Source organism: Pedobacter sp. (assembly GCF_046462515.1).
In the GTDB taxonomy this organism is placed as follows: Bacteria; Bacteroidota; Bacteroidia; order Sphingobacteriales; family Sphingobacteriaceae; genus Pedobacter.
In genome coordinates this window covers 87,952-113,077 of the sequence record NZ_JBKGVD010000009.1, presented here as the reverse complement: position 1 = coordinate 113,077, position 25,126 = coordinate 87,952, and the positions used below count along the sequence as shown (strand labels likewise).

Here is a 25,126-nt window from a genome sequence, read left to right as displayed (position 1 = left end):
TTAAACAAAAAACCGCTGTAATTACAGCGGTTTTTCTTTTTTACCCAACCCCTCTTAATCTCTGCTTCTAAATAGCATTGAAGCATAATAAAGTAAGTTAGCCAAAGAACCCAATGCGGCTACTACATAAGTCATAGCAGCCCACCATAAAGCATCCTTTGCCTGTGCATTTTCTTCACTGGTGTACATTACATTCTGATTATTTTTTAACCATGCTAAAGCTCTGTTACTTGCGTCAAACTCAACCGGTAAAGTAATTAAACTAAAGATGGTTATTAAAGCCAGACCTAACACCCCTATACCTAAAACTACCGGATTTCCTGTAAATCCTATGAGTAACACACCTATCAGTAATACCCATTGTAAAAGGGTAGAAGAGATGCTTACAACAGGCACCATATTGGATCTGAATTGCAGCCAGTGATAAGATTTGGCATGTTGTACGGCGTGCCCGCATTCATGTGCTGCAACGGCAGCAGCAGCTACACTACGGCCATAGTACACATCTGTACTTAGATTTACCGTTAAATCTTGTGGATTATAATGATCAGTAAGTTGACCTTCAGAGCTTACTACTTTTACGTTATAAATGCCATTATCATGTAGCATTTTCTCTGCAACCTCTTTCCCTGAAAAACCAGAATTGAGCTGCATTTCTGCATATTTAGCAAATTTGTTTTTAAATCGCCACTGCACAAACATACTAAGTAGAAGAACTGGAACGAATAAAATTAAATAGGTTTCCATTTTTGTATGTGTTTTCAATCTCAAAATCTGATAATCAAAAAGCGTTCCCATATTTATTTCTTATTATTTTTTTACATTTAGGAGAATGAATTACAACTTTTCTTATTGGGAAAAAATCAGTTTTTTTTCTGCAGACATTATTATTGTTGGAAGTGGCATAGTAGGCTTAACGGCTGCTATAGCTTTAAAACAGCATAATCCAAAATTAAATGTACTGGTTTTGGAAAGAGGTTTTTTACCTAGTGGAGCAAGTACCAAAAACGCGGGTTTTGCTTGCTTTGGAAGCCTTTCTGAGTTAATTGAGCAGGAAAAAACCTCAGGAACAGAGGGGCTTTATGATTTGATTAAAAGAAGATGGAATGGCCTGCAAAAGTTAAGGCAATTGTTAGGAGATAAGCACATAGAATTTAACAACTACGGAGGTTTTGAGCTTTTTAAGAAAGAAGATGAACAACTGACCAGTTTATGTGTATCAAAAATTAGCCATTTTAATAGCCTAATTGAAGATATTGTGGGTAAAAACGCTTTTACCCTAGCTAATAAAAAGATAGATTATTTTGGTTTTAACCATATCAGTACTTTAATTGAAAACCAATTTGAGGGACAAATCAATACTGGTAAAATGATGAAGGCTTTGATTAACAAAGCAACTGCTTCTGGTGTTCAGATATTAAATTCATGTGAAGTATCAAGTTTTGAGCAAGGTGATGCTCAACAGATTAATATTAAAACACAACAAGGAATTTTTAGTTGTAGAAAATTGATCTTTGCTAATAACGCATTTATTTCTTCTTTCTTTAAAGACCTGGATGTAAAACCGGGCAGGGGACAGGTTCTCGTAACTAAACCCATACCTTCTTTAAAGGTAAAAGGAACTTTTCATTATGATAAGGGCTATTATTATTTTAGAAATATTGATAATCGCATATTATTTGGCGGTGGCCGAAATCTGGATTTTAAAACCGAAGAAACCACTATCTTTGGTCATACAGAAAAAATTCAGCAATCTCTATATGCCATATTGAAAGATATTATCTTGCCTGATACTGCGTTTGAAATAGATTATAACTGGAGTGGTATCATGGCCTTTGGTAAGCAATTAGAACCTATAATTAAAGAAATTGATTCTGATGTTTTTTGTGCGGTTCGATGTAATGGAATGGGTGTAGCCATGGGCAGCCAGACAGGGCAGGATATCGCCGATTTAGTTTTAAGTACTTTTTAATTTCTTCTCTTTATGGAGCTCATCATTATTTGTTTGTTAGTTGTTTTATTGGTTTTATTATCTATTTTTTTATTTAAAAAATCTGAAAAAAGCAATCCTGAAGATATATTCTCTATTAATTTTTTAAAAGAAGAAAATCAAAAAATACAGCAAGAACTTACACAGGTTAGGGCGCAGTTGTTAAATGAATATACACGTGCTACAAAAGCAGAAGAAAATCTGCTTTTGCAAAAAGAACTCTATAAACAGCAGCAGCAAAACTTAACAGACTTACAAAAGCAATTTAAATTAGAGTTTGATAAAATGGCTAATGCTATACTTGAAGAGAAGACAGCCAAATTTACCCTTCAAAACCAGACACAGCTTAATGAAATTTTAAAGCCTTTGAAAGAAAATATAAAATCTTTTGAAGAAAAGGTAGATAAAGTATATAAAAGTGAAGCTGATGAAAGAAATCAGTTAAAGGGCGTTATTTTTCAGCTTATGGATCAAAGCAAACAAATTCAAAATGATGCAAATAATCTAACCCGCGCTTTAAAAGGCGACAATAAAAAGCAAGGTAACTGGGGCGAAATTATCTTGGAAAGAGTTTTAGAAAACTCAGGGTTAATTAAGGAACGTGAGTATAGTATTCAAAAAAATCTAATAAGCGCCGATGGCACGCGTTTGCAGCCCGATGTGATAATTTACCTTCCTGATGAAAAACATTTGATTATAGACGCTAAAATATCGCTCATAGCGTATGAAAGAATGGTGAATGCTATAGATGAAAATGAAAAATCTGTTTTTCTTAAACAACATGTAGCTTCTGTTAAAAACCATATAGATGGCCTTTCTGCAAAAAATTATCAGCATTTATACCAGATAAATTCACCTGATTTTGTTTTACTTTTTATGCCTATCGAATCATCTTTCAGCACTACCATACAAAGCAATACAGAAATGTTTAATTACGCATGGGATAGAAAAGTGGTTATTGTAAGCCCAAGTACATTGTTAGCCACATTACGTACAATTGCAAGTATATGGAAGATAGAAAGGCAGAACAGAAATGTTTTTGAAATAGCAGAAGAGGCAGGTTCTTTATATGATAAGTTTGTGGGTTTTTTAGCCGATATGGAAAAAATAGGTAAGTATATAGAACAAACTCAAAAAGCACATGATGATGCTTTTAAAAAATTACAATTTGGCAGTGGAAATCTGATCGGAAAAGTTGAAAAAATCAAAAAATTAGGAGCTAAAACAAAAAACAACAAGCAGATAGATAAAAAATTCTTAGACAGGGAAGATCTATAGCTCATTAATTAGTTTAAATAACTTTTCTTCCTGAGATTGCCTACTTAACTCATACAGTTCTTCTTTGGTATGATTAATTTTTAAAGGCTTTCCTTCTAAATGATTTTTAAAAGACTTAATCAATACTTCTATGATTTCTTTTTTATGATTACAAACATATCCTGCATTATACTTTTTAATGCTCTCGGCAATATCTCCATTGTCAGAAACCGGAAGTAAAATAGGCTTTTGAAACGCTAGATATTCATATTGTTTAGTCGTAATCACTTCTTTTCTATTACCATATTTTAGGTGAAAAAACATAGATGAATCATAAAGTTCATCATAGGCTTTTTCTATAGGCATTTTATCAGATATACTGGTGTAATTTTCTAAACCATATCTGATAATGATTTTATTCAGTGCTGTTCTATCATTCACGCCTATAAATTTCAGTAAAAACCTATCCGGTGAAATTTTATATTCAACTAAAAATTCTTTAACAGCTTCAAAAAAAGTTATATCCTCTAACTGACTACTGTATATTGATCCTAAATAGGATAAAATAAATTTCTGTTGGTTATCTCTTATTAAAGAACTATCAATTTTATGGTTATTAAATCCATTTCTAACCACATGTACATTGTTAAAATATCTTTCCGGAAAAAATTTCTTTATGGAATCAGAAATTGTTAATAATAAATCCGCACTTTCCAGATTTCTAATTTCCTGTTTTTTTAAAAATAATTTTCTTACTTTAGACATCCATTCATTTTCATAGATCAGATTGTATCCAAAAACTCCAGGATCTCTATATTCCAAAACTAATTTTGAATGATATTTTTTCTTTAATTTATATCCTAAGTTATGTGCAGATAATGAGGGAAAAGATGTAAAAATTATATCGTCTTTAGCCGGTTTAATTTCACTGTTATTAAAATAGAAAAGTGTTTCTTTTTGTAAATCGAATATTTCTCGTTTAGTAAACAAATAATTAAGAATTACCAATAGTTTAGCGCTATATGGGCTTCTTTTCTGCAAAAAAAAATATACTTTCTGTAAAATTCCGTTTTTGTATAATAATGGAATTTCTGTTAAGTTTTCTTTATTTTCTCCTTTTTTTACCTCCTTTATATTTCCATAAATAAAGTAAACTTCAAAATTTTCAGATAAAGTATTAGCAAGACTTAATAATCTGTAATATCCCGTATGATAGGTTTCCTTACCATAGTAAGAAAATACAAAAATACGCTTCAACTTAATTTATTTGTTTCAAATATGTTTAAAAAATCATGTATCGGATCTTTTTAACATACAAATAAACACATTTATTTTCTAAAAGCATTCCATCCCTGGGCTTTTAATTCATGTAAAACATCTGATTTTGAAACCATTACACATCCAGAATTTTTATCTGTTACATGACCTATAATGCTAATATCAACATCGTTTTTAATTTTATCATAATCAGCCTGTTTAATAGTAAACAAAAGTTCGTAATCTTCTCCACCATTTAAGGCACATACTGTGGGATCTAATCCTAATTCTCGAGCTGTTTCATAAGTCTGCGGATCTATTGGTAGTTTATCTTCGTAAATTCTAACACCTACATTGCTTTGTGTAGCTATATGCAAAATCTCAGAAGCCAAACCATCAGAAACATCGATCATTGATGTGGGTTTTACTTTTATTTGGGCCAATAAATCAACAATATCACGTCTGCCTTCTGGTTTTAATTGTCGTTCTATGATATAATCTTTTCCTTCCAGATCAGGTTGAATCTGTGGATTTTCTAAAAATATCTGTTTTTCTCTTTCTAAAATTTGTAAACCTACATAAGCACCACCTAAATCTCCAGATACACACAATAAATCTCCCTCTTGTGCACCATTTCTATAAATTACATCTTCTTTTGCTGCATAACCTATGCTGGTAATACTGATAACCAAACCTTGTTTACTCGCCGATGTGTCTCCACCAACCAAGTCTATATTAAACTTATTACAAGCCAACTCAATTCCTTTATAAATTTCTTCTACAGCTTCTAAAGGAAATTTACTTGAGACACCTATAGAAACAGTAATTTGAGTAGCCATACCATTCATGGCATAAATATCACTCAGGTTAACCTGCACTGCTTTATAACCAAGATGCATCAATGGTACATAAGAGAGGTCAAAATGAATCCCTTCTAGCAACAGATCTGTTGATATCAATACCTGTTTATCCTTAAAATCAAATACAGCAGCATCGTCTCCAACTCCTTTTACACTGCTTTCATGCTTAATTTTAAAATTATCTGTTAAATGTTTAATTAAACCAAACTCGCCTAATTCTGCTATTGATGTACGTTCTTTATTCTCAAACATATAATAAATTATCTACTGATGTCAGATGGTTTTCTCTTAATTTCTATACCAATCACTATAGGACTGTAAATATGAAGTTTTAATTCTATAAGCCTAAACTCGCTGAAATTTCCAGCATTCTTTCAATCGGCTTTCTAGCTCCTGCAATAATATGGTCAGGTACAGTAACTTCAGGTATTTCATTTTTCATGCACAGATACAATTTTTCTAGTGTATTGCGCTTCATATAAGGACAATCATTACATGCACAACTGTTATTTGGTGGTGCAGGAATAAATGTTTTATCCGGATTTGCTTTCTCCATCTGGTGAATAATGCCACTTTCTGTAGCTACGATAAATTCTTTCGCATCACTGTTTATGGTGTATTTCAACAATCCAGTAGTAGAACCAATGTAATCGGCCATTTCTAATACTGCATCTTCACATTCAGGATGTGCAATAAACTTAGCTTCTGGATGTCTTGATTTAAGCTTGGTAATTTTTTCTCTGCTAAAAATCTCATGTACCATACAGGCACCATTCCATAAAACTAAATCTCTTCCGGTTTTTTTAGCTACATATGCACCTAAGTTCTTATCTGGACCAAAAATTATTTTCTGGTCTTTCGGTAAACTTTCAACAATTTGAACTGCATTTGTTGACGTACAAACAATATCACTTAATGCTTTTAGTTCTGCTGTACAGTTTACATAAGTTATTACCAGATGATCAGGATAATTTTCTTTAAATTTCTTGAATAAATGTGGTGGGCAGCTATCTGCTAATGAACATCCAGCTTTTAAATCCGGTAATAAAACTTTTTTCTGAGGCGATAAAATCTTAGCAGTTTCAGCCATAAAATGTACTCCGGCAAAAACAATCACATCAGCTTCTGTTTTTGCAGCTTCTTGTGATAAGCCTAAACTATCACCTATGTAATCAGCAATATCCTGTATATCAGGATCCTGATAATAATGTGCTAAAATAATTGCATTCTTCTCTTTTTTAAGTTTATCTATTTCAGCAAATAAATCCAGAGTAGGATTTATTTCTTCTTCTATATAACCTTTTCTATTTAATTCTTCTAAAACTTCCATTCGATATGCTTTTAGCGTTCATTAATTTTTTGTAAAGATACACAGCTTTCAACAGTTCAATAAAATATAATTTATTAATATAAAAGGATTCTTGTTGTTTATTAGGATGTGAATATTGTTTAAAACTTCTCAAATAAAATTTTGATAAATGAGTTTTCCCATAATTACTAACATTTTTAAAGACTTTTTATTTTAAACTTTAACTGATTTTCAATGTTATACTTTTCAGATTAAAAACTTATCAATACCAAAATGTGTATTCTTGTAATGTTTGTCAAAAGTTGATAAGTGTTATAAAGTTGCTTAAAAATTACTAAAATATTGTGTTCAATTTACCTTTTTACATTAGCTTTAAACAATCAAAAAAAGTTGTTGTAAATATTTATACATACTATTCACATAGTTTTAAAAATTATCAACACACATTTGTTTTAGCTTACATATTATAATGAAAAAAGTAGATTTTTTGGTTATTGGATCAGGTATAGCAGGTTTAAGTTTTGCATTGAAAGCTGCAAAGTATGGTAAGGTTCTGATAGTTACCAAATCTAATGAGGATGAATCCAATACCAAATATGCTCAAGGTGGAGTAGCAGTAGTTGTTGATAAGTCTGATTCTTTTGAAAAACATATACGGGATACCTTAATTGCAGGTGATGGTTTATGTGATGAAAAAGTTGTTGAAATTGTAGTTAAAGAGGGGCCACAACGTATTCAGGAAATTATTGATTATGGCACAAACTTCGATAAAGATCCATCGGGAGTGTTTGATTTGGCAAAAGAAGGTGGGCATTCTGAGCATCGTGTGCTACATTATAAAGACATTACAGGTTATGAAATTGAACGTGTATTATTAAAACAGATACATGAAAATGAAAACATAGAAATATTAACACATTATTTCTGTTTAGAGTTAATTACCCAACATCATTTAGGCGTTCATGTTGATAAAAGCAGTAAAGATATTAACTGTTATGGCATATATGCCTTTAATACAGAACGTAACGATGTTGAAAAGATATTGGCAAATGTTACTGTGATGGCTTCTGGAGGATGTGGACATATCTATAGTACTACAACAAACCCAGTAATTGCTACAGGAGATGGAATGGCTATGGTTTATAGAGCTAAAGGAAAAATCAGGAATATGGAATTTATTCAGTTTCATCCTACGGCTTTGTATAATCCGGGTGAGTACCCTTCTTTTTTAATATCTGAAGCAGTTCGAGGTTTCGGTGGAGTTTTAAGAAGAAAAAACGGAGAGGAATTCATGTATGAATATGATAAGAGAGGTTCTTTGGCTCCGCGTGATATTGTAGCAAGAGCGATTGATAATGAAATGAAAAAATCGGGAGATGATTTCGTTTACCTAGACATTACAATGCGCAGTAAGGAAGATATTTTAAGGCATTTTCCAAATATTTATGCCAAATGTTTATCTATTGGTATAGACATGACCAAAGATTATATACCAGTTACACCTGCTGCTCATTATATGTGTGGCGGTGTTATGGTTGACGAACATGGAAAGTCTTCTATTAATAATTTATATGCTTGTGGAGAAGTTTCTTCTACAGGTTTACATGGTGCTAACAGACTGGCTTCTAATTCTTTGTTAGAAGCAACCGTTTTTGCCCATCGTATTTTTGAATCTGCTGTAGCTTCATTTAAAAATAATGTTATTCCTGAAAATATTCCTGAATGGGATGATAAAGGAGTTATACAAATAAACGAAGATATTCTGGTTACTCATAATTTACGTGAAACGCAAAAGATTATGAGTGATTATGTAGGAATTGTAAGATCAGATTTTAGGTTGGATCGTGCATTGCGTCGCTTATATTTATTGTTTGAAGAAACAGAAGAGTTCTATAAGAATAATAAGGTTTCAGTAAAGTTATGCGAGTTACGAAATGTGATCCAAGTTGCTTATATGGTCATTAAATCTGCTATGCACCGTAAAGAGAGTAGGGGATTACATTATACTACTGATTATCCTAATCATGCCAATAAATTAGAAGACACTATTATTTAATATTTTAACCTTAGAATTTTGACTACAGAGATGCCAATCATATTACCAGTAAAAGGTGTTAGTCCAGTATGGGGCGATAATTGTTTTATAGCACCAAATGCCACTATAGTTGGAGATGTAACCATGGGAAACCAATGTTCTGTATGGTTTAATGCTGTTATAAGAGGTGATGTGAATAGTATTACAATTGGCAATCAAACTAATATACAGGATGGTGCCGTTATACATGCAACTTATTTAAAAGCAGCAACCCATATAGGTAATAGGGTTAATGTAGGTCATAACGCTATTGTTCATGGTTGTGTTATTAAAGATCATGTTTTAATAGGTATGGGAGCAATTGTAATGGATCATGCCATAGTAGAAGAATATTGTATTATAGCTGCCGGATCGGTTGTTTTAGAAAATACGATTTGTGAAAGCGGTTATATCTATGCGGGTACTCCGGCTAAAAAAATAAAGCCCATTACAGATGAGCAACGGGCTTTATTAAATAAACTACCTGATAACTATATCATGTATTCAGGTTGGTTCGACCAATAATTATTTAGGGATATTTATAATTTCTTCTCTTTTCCAGTTAGCCCTTATAGAGAGTTCTTTTGGTTCGTACCATATTTTTTCTGGTTGTAAGCCAACTTTTAAATTACCTGTATCCCATTTGCCATTTTTATTCTCATCATAAACTACCCTGGCAAAATAAATTCCTGTTTTAAAGTTAGTTAAGGTAATTACCTTGTTTTTGTTTACAGATTCTGCATATACTAAATTCTTCTTTTCATCTACAACTTCAACAATGTAATTCTTGCTGGTATCAGGAACTTTTATATTAAGTGATAGGGTACTGTAATCAGATGCATCAGCAAGTGTAAATGACTTAATGATTTCTTTGTTTTTGCTATTAAAAATGCCAGTTATTGCGTCAGGTTTGATGTTCAATATGTATTTTTCCTGTTTCCTCCATGGATATTCAATAACGTAACTTAATAAATCTGCCGAATCCTTCTTTAATGTAAAGCTATTTCTTGGAATAGAATCCTCTAATAAAAGAACTTTACTCATATCTATATTTTCGATAGGGAAGTTAAAAGTTAATTTTAAAGGTGTAGATGGTTTTAATTTACCACTTTGTAAATTATCTCCAGCAGCTATATTTCGTGTATATGTATCTCTCTTTCCACGGGTTAATTTTACAGTTTCTAATAATTTTCCCTGGTCTTTAATTGCAATTTTAGCTGAATCAAAAGAAAGATCTTTCAGCCAGAGTTTAACTGAATCTTTATTCTTTGTAAACTGAAAAAGCTTGTTTCCGTCTATATTTAAAGGTTCGGTAACAGTTATTTCGGGTTTATTCAACTGTTGGTTGAATGAAAGAAATATACTTCCATCGCTATTTATTTTACGGTCTGTAATCCTAAAATTCTTTGCTTTTTCTTTGAATAAGAGCAAGTTTATAGAATCTATATTATTATTTAAAGTAATCGGCTCTTTTATAAAAGCCAGCTGATCATTTTCCTGCTGATAGATTCTATCACCGTTATTTTCTTTAATAGCATAGACTTTATATTTATCCTTTTTTAGATTGTTCAGTTTGAAATTTCCGCTGCTATCTGTACTTGTAAAAATAGAAGCTTTCCTTTTCCCGAAAAGACTATCTCTTTCTAATGGAAAAATTAAAACGGTTGCATCTAATACAGGATCTAAAGTAATGGCGTCACGAACATTTCCTGATATACTTAAAGAGTCGAGAGTAGGACCGGTAGAAAATACATAAGTGAAATTCTTTAAAATATTTCCTTCATTGATATCCGTGATTGCTTTTCCAAAGTTTAAAGTATAAGTTGTGTTTTTTTCAAGTGTATCTGGCAAAGTTATTTCTAATCTTCTTAACTTGTATTTAAGCTGAGCAGGGGTTTCTAATTCAGGAGAGATAGAAAATTCTTTAAACTCATTTTGAAGTTTGATGTATTCATCAAAATCTATGAAAATTTTCTTGGCCGAAAAATTTGTGGTAAAATTTTTAGGTTCCATTTTTAAAACCTTTGGAGGAGTTGTATCTCTAGGACCTCCTTCTGGTGTTCTCATACTTGCACAACCAAAAATGAACATCATCAAGAGAGAATAAGTTAAAAAAGACCCTAAATTTTTATACTTTTTATTTTTAGCCATTTTTAAGCGATTTAATTGGTTTTTATCGTTTTTGGATGAATATCATTAAAACAAAAAGATAATCGTTTATATGTAAATTTTTTAATTTGCTTATTTTTAATATTATCTTATTGAAAATCAATTATTTAGACATATGAATCATTAAAACTGAAATATCTGAAGGTGAAACCCCAGAAATTCTTGATGCCTGGCCTAAAGTTCTTGGTTTTATCCTTAAAAGTTTTTCTCTTGCTTCTTTTGACAATGAGGTAAGAAGATTGTAATCAAATTCAGGGTTAATGGTTTTGTCTTCCATCTTTTGCATTTTGGCTACAATTTCATTTTCTTTTTCAAAATAACTATCGTATTTAATTTTAATCTCAGCTTGCTCTATCGTTTCTTTGTCAAAGTTATTTAAGAATTCGTTAAAAGAACTGTTTGCTTTTCTGATATCATTTATACTTACTTGCGGGCGACTTAATAAATTAAAGAGTTTTACATTTTGTGTTAATGGCGAACTACCTAATTCATCTAATAAAGGATTTACTTCGTTCATATCAACGCCTTGTTTTTTTGTAAAGGAAAAAATATCATCTGCGTTTTTAATTTTTCTGTTTACAATTTCCATACGATCATCATTTATCAAGCCTAATTGATGTGCGATAGGAGAGAGACGTATATCTGCATTATCTTGTCTTAATAACAAACGGTGTTCTGCTCTTGAAGTAAACATTCTATAAGGTTCTTCAGTGCCTTTAGTTACCAAATCATCAATTAAAACACCGATATAAGATTCAGACCTTTTTAATATAAGTTCATGCTGTTCATTTATTTTTTGATGGGCATTGATTCCTGCTATAAACCCTTGACTTGCAGCTTCTTCGTAGCCTGTTGTGCCATTTATTTGGCCTGCAAAAAATAAATTACTGATTAATTTGGTTTCTAAGGTTAAACTTAACTGCGTAGGAGGAAAGAAATCATATTCTATAGCATATCCCGGTCTAAACATTTTTGCATTTTCAAAACCAGGTATTTGTGTGAGTGCTTTATATTGGACATCTTCAGGTAAAGAAGTTGAAAAACCATTTACATAGATTTCACAAGTATTCCATCCCTCAGGCTCTACAAAGATCTGATGTCTTTCACGTTCGGCAAACCTGTTTATTTTATCTTCTATTGAAGGGCAATATCTTGGACCTAAACCTTTTATTCTGCCTGTAAACATAGGAGACTTTTCAAAGCCTTCTTTCAAAGTTTCATGAACTTTTTCATTGGTATAAGTGATCCAGCAACAACGTTGTTCTTGTGGCAATTCAACATTGGTATAAGAAAACCTGCCTCGTTCTTCATCTCCCCACTGTTCCTCCATCATTGCATAATTTAAAGATCTTCCATCGATGCGTGGAGGAGTTCCAGTTTTCATTCTTCCTGCTTCGAAGCCTAATTCTACCAGTTGTTCTGTTAAGCCCGTTGCAGATTTTTCACCCGTTCTGCCACCACCCATTTTTTTCTCGCCAATGTGAATTACCCCATTTAGAAAGGTTCCATTGGTTAATACTACAGATTTTCCTTTTATTTCTACTCCTAAATTTGTTTTTACACCTACAACAGTATTGTTTTTTATGAGCAATGAGCTTACCATTTCCTGCCAAAAATCAATATTTGAAGTTCTTTCTAAAGCTAATCTCCATTCTTCTGCGAAGCGTTTTCTATCATTTTGTGTACGTGGGCTCCACATGGCAGGACCTTTAGATTTATTTAACATCCTGAACTGAATAGTTGTTTTATCGGCAATAATACCTGAGTAGCCACCCATCGCGTCTATCTCACGTACAATTTGTCCTTTAGCAACCCCACCCATAGCAGGATTACAACTCATCTGTGCTATGGTTTCCATATTCATGGTTATCAGTAAGACAGAAGAACCTAAATTTGCTGCTGCTGCCGCTGCTTCGCATCCTGCATGGCCACCGCCCACCACAATTACATCATATTCTTTGAACATATATTTTTTGTTTCACGTGAAACACGTGTATTTAACGTTACTTGTTTTCGGATGTTTCACGTGAAACATCCGAAAAATATTTTTTATTTTTCGGATAACTCTATCCACCGCATCATTTCTGTTTCGAGCATTTGATTTAATTTCTCCATCTCTGCAGAAACTTCTTGAATTTTTAAATAGTCAGAAGGATCAATGTTATTTAATAACTCTGATCTCTCTTTGAGATCACTTTCAAGTTTAGCTAAGTTAAGTTCCAGATCGTTTAATTCTTTTTGCTCTTTGTAACTTAATTTTTTACTGTTGTTTTCAGTTTTATGAATTTCTGTAGATTTAGATTTTTTAACTGAAGCTTCTTTTTGTGCTTCCAGATCTAAACGATATTCAGAATAATTTCCATTAAATATTTTAATATTACCGTTACCTTCAAGAATAAAAAGCTGTTCACTCATTTTATCTAAGAGGTATCTGTCATGCGAAACAAGTATTAAAACACCCGGATAATTTTCTAAAAATTCTTCGAGTACATTTAAAGTGTCTATATCCAGATCATTAGTTGGCTCATCTAAAATTAAGAAATTAGGGTTTTGCATTAATACTTTCATTAAATGCAAACGTTTTTTTTCTCCTCCGCTTAACTTCTCTATAAGACCATGTTGTTTTTTTGGAGGAAATAAAAATAACGTAAGCAGGGCAGAGGCTGAAATAGTTTGACCGTCGGCCATTTTTATATATTCTGCTTCTGCTTTAACTACATCTATTACCCGATCTTTTTCATTAAAACTTAAACCACCTTGTTTGTAATAACCAATAACAGTTGTTTCTCCGGTTTCGATTTTTCCAGAATTAGGGATAATATTCTGTGTAATGATATTTAGAAAAGTAGATTTACCGGTTCCGTTCTTTCCTGCCAATCCAATTCTATCTCCCTTTTTGAAAGTATAGCTAAAATGAGTGATAAGCAACTTCTCATCAAAACCATGAGAAATATTTTCTAACTCAATAATCTTACCTCCTTGGCGGGACATTTTTATATTTAAATTTACTTTTTGATGGTCTGATTTCTGTTTTGTTTTTTCTTCCAGATTATAAAAAGCTTCTATTCTTGCTTTTGACTTTGTTGCCCTAGCCTGTGGCATTCTGCGCATCCATTCCAGCTCTTTTTTTAATAAGTTTTTATTTTTTTGAAAGGTCGCTACGTCTGATGCTTCTCTCTCTGCCTTTCTCTCTAAAAAATAAGCGTAATTTCCATTGTAATTAAATGTTTTACCTCTATCTAACTCAATAATTACATTACATATATTGTCTAAAAAATATCTGTCGTGTGTAACTAATAAAATGGTTTTATTGCCGGTGGTCAATAATTTCTCTAACCATTCAATGGTATCTATATCTAAATGGTTAGTTGGCTCATCCAAGACATAGATTTCTGGATCTTCTATTAATAATTTGGCCAAAGCTAACCTCTTTTTCTGTCCACCCGACAAAGTATCTATTTTTTGCCCCAGATTATTTATACCCATTCGACTTAAAATGGTCTTAATCTGATGCTCGTATTCCCAAGCATTGTGTTCAGTTAATTTGTCATATAAATCATTGATTTTATATTGGTCTATATCTTTCTGTTCAAGTAATTCTTCATATTCTTTTATCAACTGTTGCTGCTTGTTATCAGCAGAAAAAATGAAGTCACTTATTGTATATTCTGAAGGGAAAGAAGGATCCTGATTTAAAAAACCAATTTTTACAGATTTATTCTTTACAATTTTTCCTTCTAAGGGGGGAAACTGCTCTGCAAGAAGTTTAAGTAAGGTGCTTTTACCTGCTCCGTTTATGCCAACAAGTGCAACACGTTGCCCGGCATTGATGCCCAGGGTAAGATTTTTAAATAACCACTCGTCGTTATATGCATGGCCAAGACCTTCTGCTGCGATTAATGTGCTCAAATTATTAATGTATTAGCTGATAAGAAATTAGATGCAAAAGTAAACATTAATAATTTTAATCAGGTTTACATGTTTATAAGGGCTAAAGTTTTTTACGATAGTTAAACAGAAAATAGATATAAGGTAATTAGTTGAGCCTGAAATTATCGTTTTTTATCTTAATGGCATTTGAAGTAAAAATAATTCCTACGATAAGAATGCCAATAATGATAGCCAAAACCAATTGGGCATTGCTATATAATTTGGTCCCTTTTATAATTTTTTCGGTTTCACTGCTAATTTCTTTGCCTGTTGAAGATTGTACTTGAGTAAGTTCTTTTAGGAGCGCTGTTATATTTCTGAACGATTTTTCGTTTATAGAATGGTATAATTCTCTGATTTGTGCTTCATCAGAATAGGAAGTGCTCATTAAAATTTCCTCAAGTTTTCTGTTTTCAGCAAGTTTGACTTTTAGATTAGCCAGGCTTACTTTCTCCTTTTTTATTAAAAAAGTCTTTTCATACGCTCCAATTAAAGAGTCTATTCCGTTGTTGAGATCATTGAAATTAAGTTTAAGCCGTTGCAGAGTTAAAGACTTTTCTGAACGATATACATAGTCTTCCAAGTAATATTTTTTGGTGTAAAGCTTTTCAGAAATGAAAAAAAGGTCTGTTGCAGGAATAAGACGGTCGTTATATAAAGAACTGAATGCTTTCTCCATTTTAACCACGCTTCTGTCTTCCAGTATACGTATTAGTAACATGCAAGCCATAATAGCAAATAATAGTAAGGCAATTTTAGTTTTTTGCTTGAGGGTATAAGCCATTTTCATAACGAACAGATTTATACTTACAAAATAGTTAAATTATACCCATATCGGAGCATAAAGCGACAAAAATGATACAGACGTTATCAGGAATGAAAAGGTATAAAAGCAGAAAATGCGGACATCCACCCGCATTTTCTAACTAACTAAAACTAAACTAAATTTATGATGTATAATGATTTTTAAAGTGTTTGTGAAATAACAAGTGTATTTACGCTTTTGTTTTGACTAACTAAATTTTGTGTTTCAATGTTTGTACTTTCTGTAACAAACTGATTTAGATTAAGTTTTGCCAAATTATTTAATACCGCATTGTACTCATTAGAACTACCTGTTAACGTAAGTTGTGCTTTGTCATTTACTTTAGCAGAAAGGCTTAAAGTCTGGCTGTTTAAAGTTGCATTTGCATTATCTTTCAGATCAATATCTAAGAATAAACCAGAGAATTTTCCTAAAGTACTTACCTTGGCATTTCCGCTGGCAGTAATAGATTTTAATGTGCTTGCATAAACAACTACTGTTAGAGGCTCTTTATCAAAAGAACTTATTCTCAATTCGCCATTTTTTTCCTGCACTAAGGCGTTTTTTGAATAATAACTATCATAAACTTTAACGCCAGGTGTTTCACTTTGTACTACGATGATCTCTACATTACCACTTACATTAAGTTGGTTAAATGTTCTGATTTGAGTAAGGCTAGTAACTTTGTTTGTTTCAGTTGCATTAGCTGTAAAACCAAAGAATATTAAAGTAAATGCACTTATGCTTAAAATAATGATGTTTTTAATAGAGGTTTTCATTTGTGTGTTATTTTATATTTAAAAATTTGTGTGTCTTTTTCTTAACCTGTCAACCAAATGGTTACATCTATAAGACCGTAAATCGTTAAAAAGGTTGCATGACTATGGTTTGTATTATACATGCAAACCGTACTTATCGACGAACGGGCATTATTATTCGACAAAAACTTTTATAAATTCATGAGTGACAGCTAAAAAAAATCCTGAAAGAATCGTTTATATAGAATAAGGCTTTTACATTTGCTTATTATTTAGAATTAAACTTAATAAGACATGAAATTCTCAGCCTTGGTACTGGCGTTAGGTTTATCATTTTCTGTTTCAATAGTAAAAGCAGATGGGAAACCTCTTAAACAGCTCTATGTAAATAACTATGAAAATGTTTTGGGTACTTCTTTAGAGTTCAAAATAAGCAGCAGTTCAGAAAAACAGGTAGAACTGGCAGAACAGGCGGCTTTAACCGAAATTAACAGGCTTTCGGCTATTTTAAGCTCTTATGATCGCAATAGCGAATTCAATAAGTGGATGACTGCCGGAACAAATAAATCAATTAAGATTTCTGCAGAGCTGTTTGAAATGCTTAATCTTTTTGAGCAATGGAAAACTAAGACTAATGGAGCCTTAAATATATCTGCCACAGTTGCCGGGAATTTATGGGCACAAGCTGAAAAAAAACAGAAAAAACCATTGAAAGCGGAACTTGCTTTAGCTGTTAGCCAGATGCAGGAACAGCATTATAGCTTAAATCAGGGAAATTTAACTGCTACAAGATTAGATAACGTACCTTTAGCCATGAATACTTTTACAAAAAGTTACATCATTAACAAAGCTTGCGAAGCAGCATTAAAAGTGGCAAAAATTGACAATATCGTAATAAACATAGGGGGAGATCTGGTTATTAAAGGAGACGAAAAAGATTTAATTTATGTAACTAATCCTTTAGCCAGTGCAGAAAACGATTTACCCTTAGCTAAATTAAATGTTGGCAATAATGCTGTAGCAACCAGTGGCAATTATCGTAGGGGGTTTCAGATAGGTAAGGAATGGTATTCACACATCATCAATCCTAAAACCGCTCAACCGGTTAATGAGATTATTAGTGCCACAGTAATTGCACCGAGCGCAACTGATGCCGGTGCTTTGGCAACCGCTTTTAATGTATTGAGTATAAATGAAAGCAAAGAATTGGCTAAAACCGTTGAAGGCGCAGCCTATCTTATTGTAACTAAAAATGGCAAAATTATAGAGAGTGATAACTGGAAAGATTATCTTGTAAAAGAAGGCCATACCCTTAAAACAATTAATACCCCTACATTTTTTAATCAGGCAGAAAAACCTTGGGATACAAAATACGAGTTGATTATTAACTTTGAATTTAACGCCATTCAGGGAAATTCACATCGGCCGTTTGTGGCTATATGGGTTGAAAATGACAAAAGAGAACCTGTTCGGAACCTGGCCTTAATGTACAATAAAACTAAATGGGTACCTGATCTTAAAAACTGGTATCGAATAAATGGAGAAAGATTTAAAGCAGATAAAGAGAATTATGCTTCTGTAACCGGTGCAACCAGAAATCCTGGTAAATACACCATAAAATGGGATGGGAAAGATGATAATGGCAATTATGTACCTCAGGGTAATTATACTATTATCATAGAAACTTCTAAAGAGCATGGTACTGATGAAATTTTACGACAACCAATGGAGTTGAAAAAATCAGCTAAGCGTGAAACTAATGCAGGAAATGTAGAAATATCAAATGTTGTTTTTGATTTTGTAAAAAAGAAATAAGTGACGGAAATTAAGAAAACAACAGGATTCAAAACCAAAAAACCTAAAAAAGAACTGGCAAAGTTATCACGATGGCTACATATTTATCTTTCGATGATAAGTTTTGCCATTGTGCTGTTTTTTGCTTTTACAGGATTAACTTTAAATCACCCTTCCTGGCTTGGTGGAGATAAGCAGGTAGATGTAAAAAATTCGGGACAGTTAAATGTAAAATGGGTAGATATGCCCGATACAGGAAAAGTAGCCAAATTAGAAATTGTAGAATTTATAAGGAATAAGTACGGTGTTAGAGGAGCCGTTACCGAATTTAAAACGGATGATTATGAGGTGGCAGTTACGTTTAAAGGGCCCGCATATTCATGCGATGTTTTTATAGACAGAGAAACGGGCAAATATGAGATAACAGAAATAAAAATGGGATTGATGGCACTGATGAATGACCTTCATAAAGGCCGTGATTCAGGAAAAGGTTGGGGCTGGGTCATTGATGTTTCGGCAATATTGCTTATCATTATCTCATTAACAGGATTGATCTTATTACTTTTTATAAAAAAGAAACGGGCCCCAGGAATAGTTACTGCTATTGCAGGATTAATATTCTGTTACCTGCTTTATATTTTACTGGTGCCTTAAAAAAACAAAAAGCGGAGATTTTCTCCGCTTTTTGTTACAAGCCTAATTCTTTGGCTTTTTTCATAATATTGTTAGTTAACACAATCAAATCAACATCAAACTGGCTATCCTCGCTTCTTGAGTTCAATAATACAGCCACACTGTATTCTTCGCCATATATCCAGAAGGTTGCGGTTCCGGCCAGATTTCCACCATGGTAAAAACCATTGAAAAGCGAATGATTGGTTCGCCACCCTTTTGCATAACCTTTGGTTACGGCTGAAGGCGTGAACATTAATGTTCTTGTGGCTGAATTTAAAATATCTTGCCTAATAGTGCCCCCATCTACGCTATATAATACTTTGAACAGATCTTCTGTGTTAATTAGCACACCTCCGGCTGCTTTTGCCACATTCATATCATTTCCATAACCGGATGAGCCGTTTTGAGCGTAATAAGCCACTTCTTTCTGTCGCCTCTGACTTGGACTGGTTCCACAAATATAAACCTGCGCACCTGTTGGTGCATATATTTCCTTTAAGTAAGTTTCATAGTCTTTTCCCGAAACCACTTCTATAATTTTTCCTAAAACACCATAACCCATATTATAATAATAAAATACAGTTCCAGGTTCACTTTGAGCTGAGTTGAGCATAACCTGTATGCGCTGGTCTAATGTATAACCATTATAAGCAGCAGAAAACATCGGATCTCCGGTGTAGCCAGCTGTATGTTCCAATAAATGTCTGACGGTAACTTTTGCAGATTTAGGACCTACTGAGGGAAAAGAATCTTTGAGAATTCCTGTAGGGCCAAAAACCAAATCGTCAATACCTATTTTGCCTTGCTGAATTAAGGTCATAATAGCAATAGCCGTATGTTGTTTAGACATAGAAGCAAGTCTAAACATATAATCAGGTCTTACCCGTTCTTTGGTTTCTACAACAGCAAAACCCGTGGCATTTTTATAAACCACGTTTTCTATGCTGTTTTTGCCGATCGCATAAGATACTGCAGGCATACCATACTTTTCTATAAAAGGATAAACCATTTCGTCGATTTCTTTGATTCCCACCTGAGCAAGAATGGTATAATTTGATTTGAAACCGCTTTCAGAGGTAATCTCTACATCCTGCGTACTGTTCAAATCTACAGTTGCGGTATTGCCAGAAACGGTTGATCCGTTAATTTTTAAAGTAGCGTTATCTGAAAAATTGAATTTAACTTTTACAGCATTGATGGTTGAGCCCATTGGTAAGGTTACATAGAATTTAGCCCCCGATTTGTAAACATAGCCATCACCTGTTAATGAAGGGTTCTCAGATTTTAGTATGCTTAAACCGCTCAGATCTTTAGCATCCGATTTGGGCTTTTGTATTTCTTCTGGTTTAGGGTCTCCTTTTTTAGAGCACGAAGACAAAAACGCAGAAAAGAGCATTAAGAATGCAAGTAATCTTGCAACACTTTTTGATGTCAACTTAAAATTCATAGCTTAAAACAGGTGTTTGGTTAGTTATTTACAATAAAACCAATGTATAAAATTTTCCTAACAAAAAGAAGCTATCAGGAAATAACGTGTTTAAACCTGCAGAATGTTGCAAAAATAGGAAAAGAGGGTTAGCGTAAACTTAGGCAGTAGTCTTCTTTTTGGGTCATTAAAGATTTTTCTTTTAAGGTTTTATCCTTATAGCCCAAAAGATGCAGAGTTCCATGTATCATAATGCGGCAAAGCTCATCATGTATAGTAACGTTATTTAGCTTGGCATTATCTTTAACACGGTCTATACTGATAAAAATATCACTCACTATGGTTTTTGGCTCCTCTGAGTTATCAAAAGTAATTACATCAGTATAATAGTCATGTTGTAGAAAATCTTGGTTTATACGCAATAAAAATTCGTCAGAACAAAAAATGAAGTTCAGTTCCTCTAATTTATAGCCTTCGGCAATAATAACTTTTTCTACCCAGCCTTTTAAAGCCCGTTTTCCTTTGAGGTTATAAGTGGTATCTTCGTTAAAAAAATTGATTTTTGCCATGAGCTTATTCTCTACCGGTTAATGATTAACGGGGCGAATTTAGTAATTTGAAATATTCGGCCACTTTTATTTTGTAATAATAATTAAGGTTAGGGGGAAGTTTTTGCAATAATTCTGTTTCTATAAGCTGTTGCTTATTGAATTTATCTAGCATCTGCTTGTATTGTGGCGGAAATTCTTTTCCCAACTTGCTTTCTCTTTTAGAGCTTTCATCTTGTTCTCTCTGTGCTTTTTCTGCTTCCAGTAATTTAACCATTAGATTTCGTTGCCGGTTCATGGTCTCGTCTGATATACGCTTATTTACCAAGTCATTCTCGGTTTTCTTCATTTCTTGTACAGTTTGGTCAAGATTTCCCAATCCGTTTTTCCCGTCTTTGTTTTCTTCGCGGTTAAGTTTCTCTAAGGCTTCTCTTATCATCTGCTGCTGTTGTGCCATCTTTGCAAATTCTTGGCTCATTTGTCCTTTAGGTACAGTTCCTTTATTGCCTTCATTTTGCATTTTTTCCTTGGCATTTTGCATGTTCTTGTTAAGTTGTTCCTGCATTTTTTGTAGTTCCTGTAGGCTTTGCTGTCCTTTACCCTTACCGCCTTTAGAGTTCTTCATCGCATTTTGAAGTTGTTCAAGCGCCTCATTTAGCATTAAAGCAAGGTTATTAATGGAAGTCATGGCAAACTGTTGCGAACGATTAGCTTCAGGTGTTCTTCTGTCGCCTAAAAGTTCTAAAGCCTTAGCCATATTGAAATTGATCTTTTCTACCTCATCGTTAACTGTACTTTCTATTTGTGGAACTCTTTTAGCAAGTGTATGTAAACTATCGGCAATTGTTTTCATGTTATCTTTAATGAGACTCTGCTGCTGCGCTTGTGCTACATAGCCAGGATCTGTTGAAGCCATTTTTCTTAAGGCCAACATCACTTTCTCTTGCTCAAAAGAAGTATTTAGCAAATTTTCTAAAATTTTTCTGAGCTCCTGAGCGTTTACTTTATTTTCTTGCTCTGCACCTGCTTGTTGTTGTTCTTGCATTTGTTGGGCTAAATCTTGCATTTGCTGAGCTGCTTTCTGTTGTTTGTCAGAGGCTTTTTGCTTGTTATTCTGATTAAGCTGGTCACTGCTTTCTCGTTGGTTTTTCTCAATTTCAGCAGTTTCTTTATCAGGATTTTTAAAGCTATTGGGACGATCTAAGCTTTGATTTTTCTCATCAAGCTGTTTAAGCTCTTTTTTCAGGTCGTTAAATTCTTTGTTAAGCTGTTCCTGCTTTTCCTTAAGGTTATTTAACGGCGAATTTTTGTCCTTACTTTCTTTGCTTAACTCGTTTTGTTGCTGAGAAAGATCATTAAGTCGGTCTATTTTATTTTGCAGGTTTTGTTCAAATTCAAGTTGTTTGTACAATTCTAAAATACGATTTAGTTCATTCTTTAACGATTTGTTGTCCATCTGCATTTTAGACAGTTCATTACGCGTTTGGTCTTTGTTATTCTGGTCCATGAGCTGTTGTAACTTCTTAAGCAGATCACGGGTTTTTTCATCCAGAACGTTGTTGAACAGGTCATCTATTTTCTTTTGTTTTTCTTTTAGCTCATCGTTCAGGGCATTGTTCTCTTCTTTCTGAAAAGAGTTCTTCTGGTTTTGTTCTTTAATATCTTTGATAGATTGATCAAGTTGTTTCTGCTTTTCGAGTAGTTGCTCTATCGCTTTTTTGTCTTCAAAGTTGAGCGTCTTTTTTTGAAGTAGATTTTCACTTAACTTTTTGCTTTCCTTTTCTATGGTCTTGGCCAGTTTTATGGTCTGTTCTACTTTTTGTTTGAGTGTGTTACTGTTTTCTGCAATCTGCTCGGCCACTTGTTGCTGTGTAGGTTCCTGGTAAATCTTAACCTCCGACCTGGTCTTTTTAGGGCCATTTACGCCATCATTATCTGCTACTTCAAAAAAATATTCGATTTGTTGGCCGGGTTTCAGCTCCATATTTCTGAGATTCCACAAAAAGAAAAAGCTATTTTCAGTCTGCTTATTTTTAATAGGGATTATTGTTGAAGTTTCATTTATCTTCCAGTTCTTTTCCTTAAGGATAAACTTAAATCTGAGTGAAGAAAAACCATAATCATCGGAAATATTCCCACTAAAATAAAGTGCTTTACGACTTAAACTATCGGGTGTTTCAGTAACGGTGATTGCGGGATACTGGTCATCAATCACATTGATCTGGTGTTTCAAAGTATCACGATTTGCAACAAATCCATTAAGCGGAGTTATGCTGTAATCGGCATTATACCTTAGGATCGCATTAAATTGCGCAATATTGTCTTTCACGGCAATAATTTCTTTTCGCTTTTGTAAGGTAAAGTCAATGTTATCGCTGTTCTCCGTTTTGAGTATCCACGTTATTTTTGTGCCTTCAGGTACCAACAGATCCCCGGCATTGGAAATGTGTTCGTTTTCGCGGTTCAGATAGACAGGAAATACCAAATCGGCACTTAGGTTTAACAGGCTTGGTCTGGGTTTTACCTCGATAAAATAAGTGTTTGATCTGAAGCCTCCACCATTAAAAAATAAGTGCTTACTCTGCTGTAAGTTTTTAAATGTATAAGAAAAAGTACTGATGTTCTCTTTATCTAACTTGTAAGAATTGCTGCCATCTTCTATATAAATATCCTGAGGAAAATGATCGCCTTTCAATTTTAATTTCAAGGTAATATCGTCTCCTTGGGTAACCATAAGAGATTTATTTTCCAAAGCAAACTCAAAAGGAGCTTTAGGCAATATTTCTTGATTATAACGAATAAAGCCATGGGTGCCTTCTTTTAAGATAGCAGGGGCTATAATAGCAATAAGTAAGATGATACCTAAAGGAATAAATAGAATTTTAAGGTATTTTCTGTTGTCGCTTATGTTTACAGCCTGCGCAAAGGGTATAGGCTTTAATTCGCTAATCTTCTGATCTATACCCGCAAGAATAAGATCTGTATTCTGCGAAGATGTTTTTACCAGCTCGTGCAGCTGCAGTGTATTTAATAACCTATCTTTAACATTAAAAAAATGATTACCAATTAAATTAGCGGCCTCCTCAAAGCTAATGATCCGCCCTAAATTAAAATAGGATAGAGCTGGTTTAATAATCCAGAAAAAAACAGCTGCGAGAGCTATACCTATAAAAGCAAAAAAAGAAATGGTTTTTGCAGTGGTTCCAGGATAACTGTAATAAACCCAAACAAAAAGGATAAGATATAAAGCTAATATGGTTGCAGCTGCGTATATACTGCCTCTCAAAAGCTTGTTGAGGTAGAATTTACGGATAAATTCGTTTATCTTTTCGATCAATAAATCGTAATTACTGCCCATATTAGGTATAACGAAAACTAAAGTTAAAAAAATGTAGGTGCATTTATAACGCAAATACCATTAAATGTTGCTGAATTTGTAATTTTAAATAAAATGAATTTAATCAGATTAGTTTTTATGGTGTTGGTATTCAGCACAAAAATAATGGCACAAAATCATAGTATCTTGAATATGAATAAGGTTATTGCGCACAGAGGAGCATGGAAAGCTAAAAATTTACCTCAAAACTCAATTGCATCATTGCAGGAAGCCATAAAGTTAAATTGTTATGGTTCTGAATTTGATGTACAGCTCACATCAGACAGTATTCCCGTTGTTAATCATGATCCTGATTTTATGGGATTGCCTATAGCAACGTCAACTTATCAGCAGTTGAGAGCGAAACAATTGAGTAACGGAGAGTATATCCCCACGTTGGAATCTTATATCAAAGCGGCTTTATCTCAAAAATCTACAAAGCTCATATTAGAGATCAAGCCTCAGAAAAATAAAGACCTGGAAATTTTGCTTACGCAAAAAGTGTTGCAAATTGTACATGAATTAAAAGCTCAGGAATGGATAGAATATATTAGTTTCAGCTACCATATCTGTCAATATTTGGTGGCTCATGAAAAAGGGGCTAAGGTTTCATATTTAGAGGCCAATATAGATCCTGATCAGTTAAAAAGGGATGGGCTTTCTGGTTTCGACTACCATTACACAGCCTTAAATAAAAATAATTGGATAGAAAGGGCGGCCGAGATAGGTTTGAGTACCAATGCATGGACGGTAAATGATGCAAAAGATATGGATAAACTCATAGAGCGAAATATAGATTATATTACTACAAACGAGCCAGAGCTCTTATTCGAGAGGCTTAAGCATAAAAAAGGCGATGAATAAAAACATCGCCTTTTTTGGTAAAAAAAATATATGA

Annotated in this window: 19 protein-coding genes; 7 read left to right on the top strand and 12 right to left on the bottom strand. The window is 33.3% G+C overall.

Features of this window, described 5'->3' with window-relative positions:
• Positions 1-54: 54 nt before the first annotated feature.
• The gene (locus ACLHG9_RS12355; RefSeq protein ID WP_243359136.1) at positions 55-747 is read right to left on the bottom strand and encodes a zinc metallopeptidase; all 693 of its coding nucleotides are present in this window, start codon (positions 745-747) and stop codon (positions 55-57) included.
• A gap of 85 nt (positions 748-832) precedes the next feature.
• Between ACLHG9_RS12355 and ACLHG9_RS12350 the strand changes: the two genes are divergently transcribed.
• Both ACLHG9_RS12350 and ACLHG9_RS12345 read left to right on the top strand, forming a co-directional pair.
• The gene (locus ACLHG9_RS12350; protein ID WP_410221808.1) at positions 833-1,972 is read left to right on the top strand and encodes an NAD(P)/FAD-dependent oxidoreductase; all 1,140 of its coding nucleotides are present in this window, start codon (positions 833-835) and stop codon (positions 1,970-1,972) included.
• A gap of 12 nt (positions 1,973-1,984) precedes the next feature.
• Complete coding sequence (locus tag ACLHG9_RS12345; RefSeq protein WP_410221807.1) at positions 1,985-3,268, top strand: DNA recombination protein RmuC; 1,284 nt, start codon at positions 1,985-1,987, stop codon at positions 3,266-3,268.
• Here ACLHG9_RS12345 and ACLHG9_RS12340 read toward each other — a convergent pair.
• The 3 genes from ACLHG9_RS12340 to nadA all read right to left on the bottom strand — a co-directional run bounded on the left by ACLHG9_RS12340 (position 3,263) and on the right by nadA (position 6,694).
• A complete protein-coding gene (locus ACLHG9_RS12340) occupies positions 3,263-4,504 on the bottom strand; it encodes a hypothetical protein (RefSeq protein WP_410221806.1) in 1,242 nt (413 codons plus the stop codon). The genes ACLHG9_RS12345 and ACLHG9_RS12340 overlap by 6 nt on opposite strands.
• 71 nt (positions 4,505-4,575) lie before the next feature.
• Positions 4,576-5,616 (bottom strand): thiamine-phosphate kinase, encoded by a 1,041-nt coding sequence (gene thiL, locus ACLHG9_RS12335; RefSeq protein WP_410221805.1) that lies wholly within the window; start codon positions 5,614-5,616, stop codon positions 4,576-4,578.
• 85 nt (positions 5,617-5,701) lie between these two features.
• A complete protein-coding gene (gene nadA, locus ACLHG9_RS12330) occupies positions 5,702-6,694 on the bottom strand; it encodes a quinolinate synthase NadA (RefSeq protein ID WP_410221804.1) in 993 nt (330 codons plus the stop codon).
• A 448-nt stretch (positions 6,695-7,142) separates the two neighbouring features.
• On the opposite strand from nadA, the gene nadB reads away from it, so the two are divergent.
• A complete protein-coding gene (gene nadB, locus ACLHG9_RS12325) occupies positions 7,143-8,729 on the top strand; it encodes an L-aspartate oxidase (protein ID WP_410221803.1) in 1,587 nt (528 codons plus the stop codon).
• Between the two features lie 30 nt (positions 8,730-8,759).
• Positions 8,760-9,272: a gamma carbonic anhydrase family protein gene (locus ACLHG9_RS12320; protein ID WP_410222289.1), complete on the top strand. Its 513-nt coding sequence runs from the start codon at positions 8,760-8,762 to the stop codon at positions 9,270-9,272.
• Here the strand turns inward: ACLHG9_RS12320 and ACLHG9_RS12315 are convergent, their stop codons facing one another.
• The 5 genes from ACLHG9_RS12315 to ACLHG9_RS12295 form a co-directional block, all read right to left on the bottom strand.
• A complete protein-coding gene (locus ACLHG9_RS12315) occupies positions 9,273-10,898 on the bottom strand; it encodes an Ig-like domain-containing protein (protein ID WP_410221802.1) in 1,626 nt (541 codons plus the stop codon).
• A 121-nt stretch (positions 10,899-11,019) separates the two neighbouring features.
• Positions 11,020-12,882, bottom strand: a complete 1,863-nt coding sequence (gene mnmG, locus ACLHG9_RS12310) for a tRNA uridine-5-carboxymethylaminomethyl(34) synthesis enzyme MnmG (protein ID WP_410221801.1) — start codon at positions 12,880-12,882, stop codon at positions 11,020-11,022.
• Positions 12,883-12,965: 83 nt separating this feature from the next.
• Positions 12,966-14,825, bottom strand: a complete 1,860-nt coding sequence (locus ACLHG9_RS12305; protein ID WP_410221800.1) for an ABC-F family ATP-binding cassette domain-containing protein — start codon at positions 14,823-14,825, stop codon at positions 12,966-12,968.
• Positions 14,826-14,952: 127 nt separating this feature from the next.
• Positions 14,953-15,630, bottom strand: a complete 678-nt coding sequence (locus tag ACLHG9_RS12300; RefSeq protein WP_410221799.1) for an MCP four helix bundle domain-containing protein — start codon at positions 15,628-15,630, stop codon at positions 14,953-14,955.
• A 182-nt stretch (positions 15,631-15,812) separates the two neighbouring features.
• Positions 15,813-16,430 (bottom strand): GIN domain-containing protein, encoded by a 618-nt coding sequence (locus ACLHG9_RS12295; RefSeq protein WP_410221798.1) that lies wholly within the window; start codon positions 16,428-16,430, stop codon positions 15,813-15,815.
• A gap of 273 nt (positions 16,431-16,703) precedes the next feature.
• Between ACLHG9_RS12295 and ACLHG9_RS12290 the strand changes: the two genes are divergently transcribed.
• Positions 16,704-18,224 (top strand): DUF2271 domain-containing protein, encoded by a 1,521-nt coding sequence (locus ACLHG9_RS12290; protein ID WP_410221797.1) that lies wholly within the window; start codon positions 16,704-16,706, stop codon positions 18,222-18,224.
• The gene (locus ACLHG9_RS12285) at positions 18,225-18,857 is read left to right on the top strand and encodes a PepSY-associated TM helix domain-containing protein (protein WP_410221796.1); all 633 of its coding nucleotides are present in this window, start codon (positions 18,225-18,227) and stop codon (positions 18,855-18,857) included. It abuts the gene before it with no gap.
• 34 nt (positions 18,858-18,891) lie between these two features.
• Here ACLHG9_RS12285 and ACLHG9_RS12280 read toward each other — a convergent pair whose 3' ends face one another.
• The 3 genes from ACLHG9_RS12280 to ACLHG9_RS12270 form a co-directional block, all read right to left on the bottom strand.
• Positions 18,892-20,325 carry a serine hydrolase domain-containing protein gene (locus tag ACLHG9_RS12280; RefSeq protein WP_410221795.1) on the bottom strand — a complete coding sequence of 478 codons (1,434 nt, stop codon included), beginning with the start codon at positions 20,323-20,325 and terminating at the stop codon, positions 18,892-18,894.
• A gap of 128 nt (positions 20,326-20,453) precedes the next feature.
• The gene (gene ybeY, locus ACLHG9_RS12275; RefSeq protein WP_410221794.1) at positions 20,454-20,873 is read right to left on the bottom strand and encodes an rRNA maturation RNase YbeY; all 420 of its coding nucleotides are present in this window, start codon (positions 20,871-20,873) and stop codon (positions 20,454-20,456) included.
• 25 nt (positions 20,874-20,898) lie between these two features.
• Positions 20,899-24,210 (bottom strand): hypothetical protein, encoded by a 3,312-nt coding sequence (locus tag ACLHG9_RS12270; RefSeq protein ID WP_410221793.1) that lies wholly within the window; start codon positions 24,208-24,210, stop codon positions 20,899-20,901.
• Positions 24,211-24,303: 93 nt separating this feature from the next.
• Between ACLHG9_RS12270 and ACLHG9_RS12265 the strand changes: the two genes are divergently transcribed.
• Positions 24,304-25,092: a glycerophosphodiester phosphodiesterase gene (locus ACLHG9_RS12265; RefSeq protein ID WP_410221792.1), complete on the top strand. Its 789-nt coding sequence runs from the start codon at positions 24,304-24,306 to the stop codon at positions 25,090-25,092.
• The last annotated feature ends 34 nt before the right edge of the window (positions 25,093-25,126 follow it).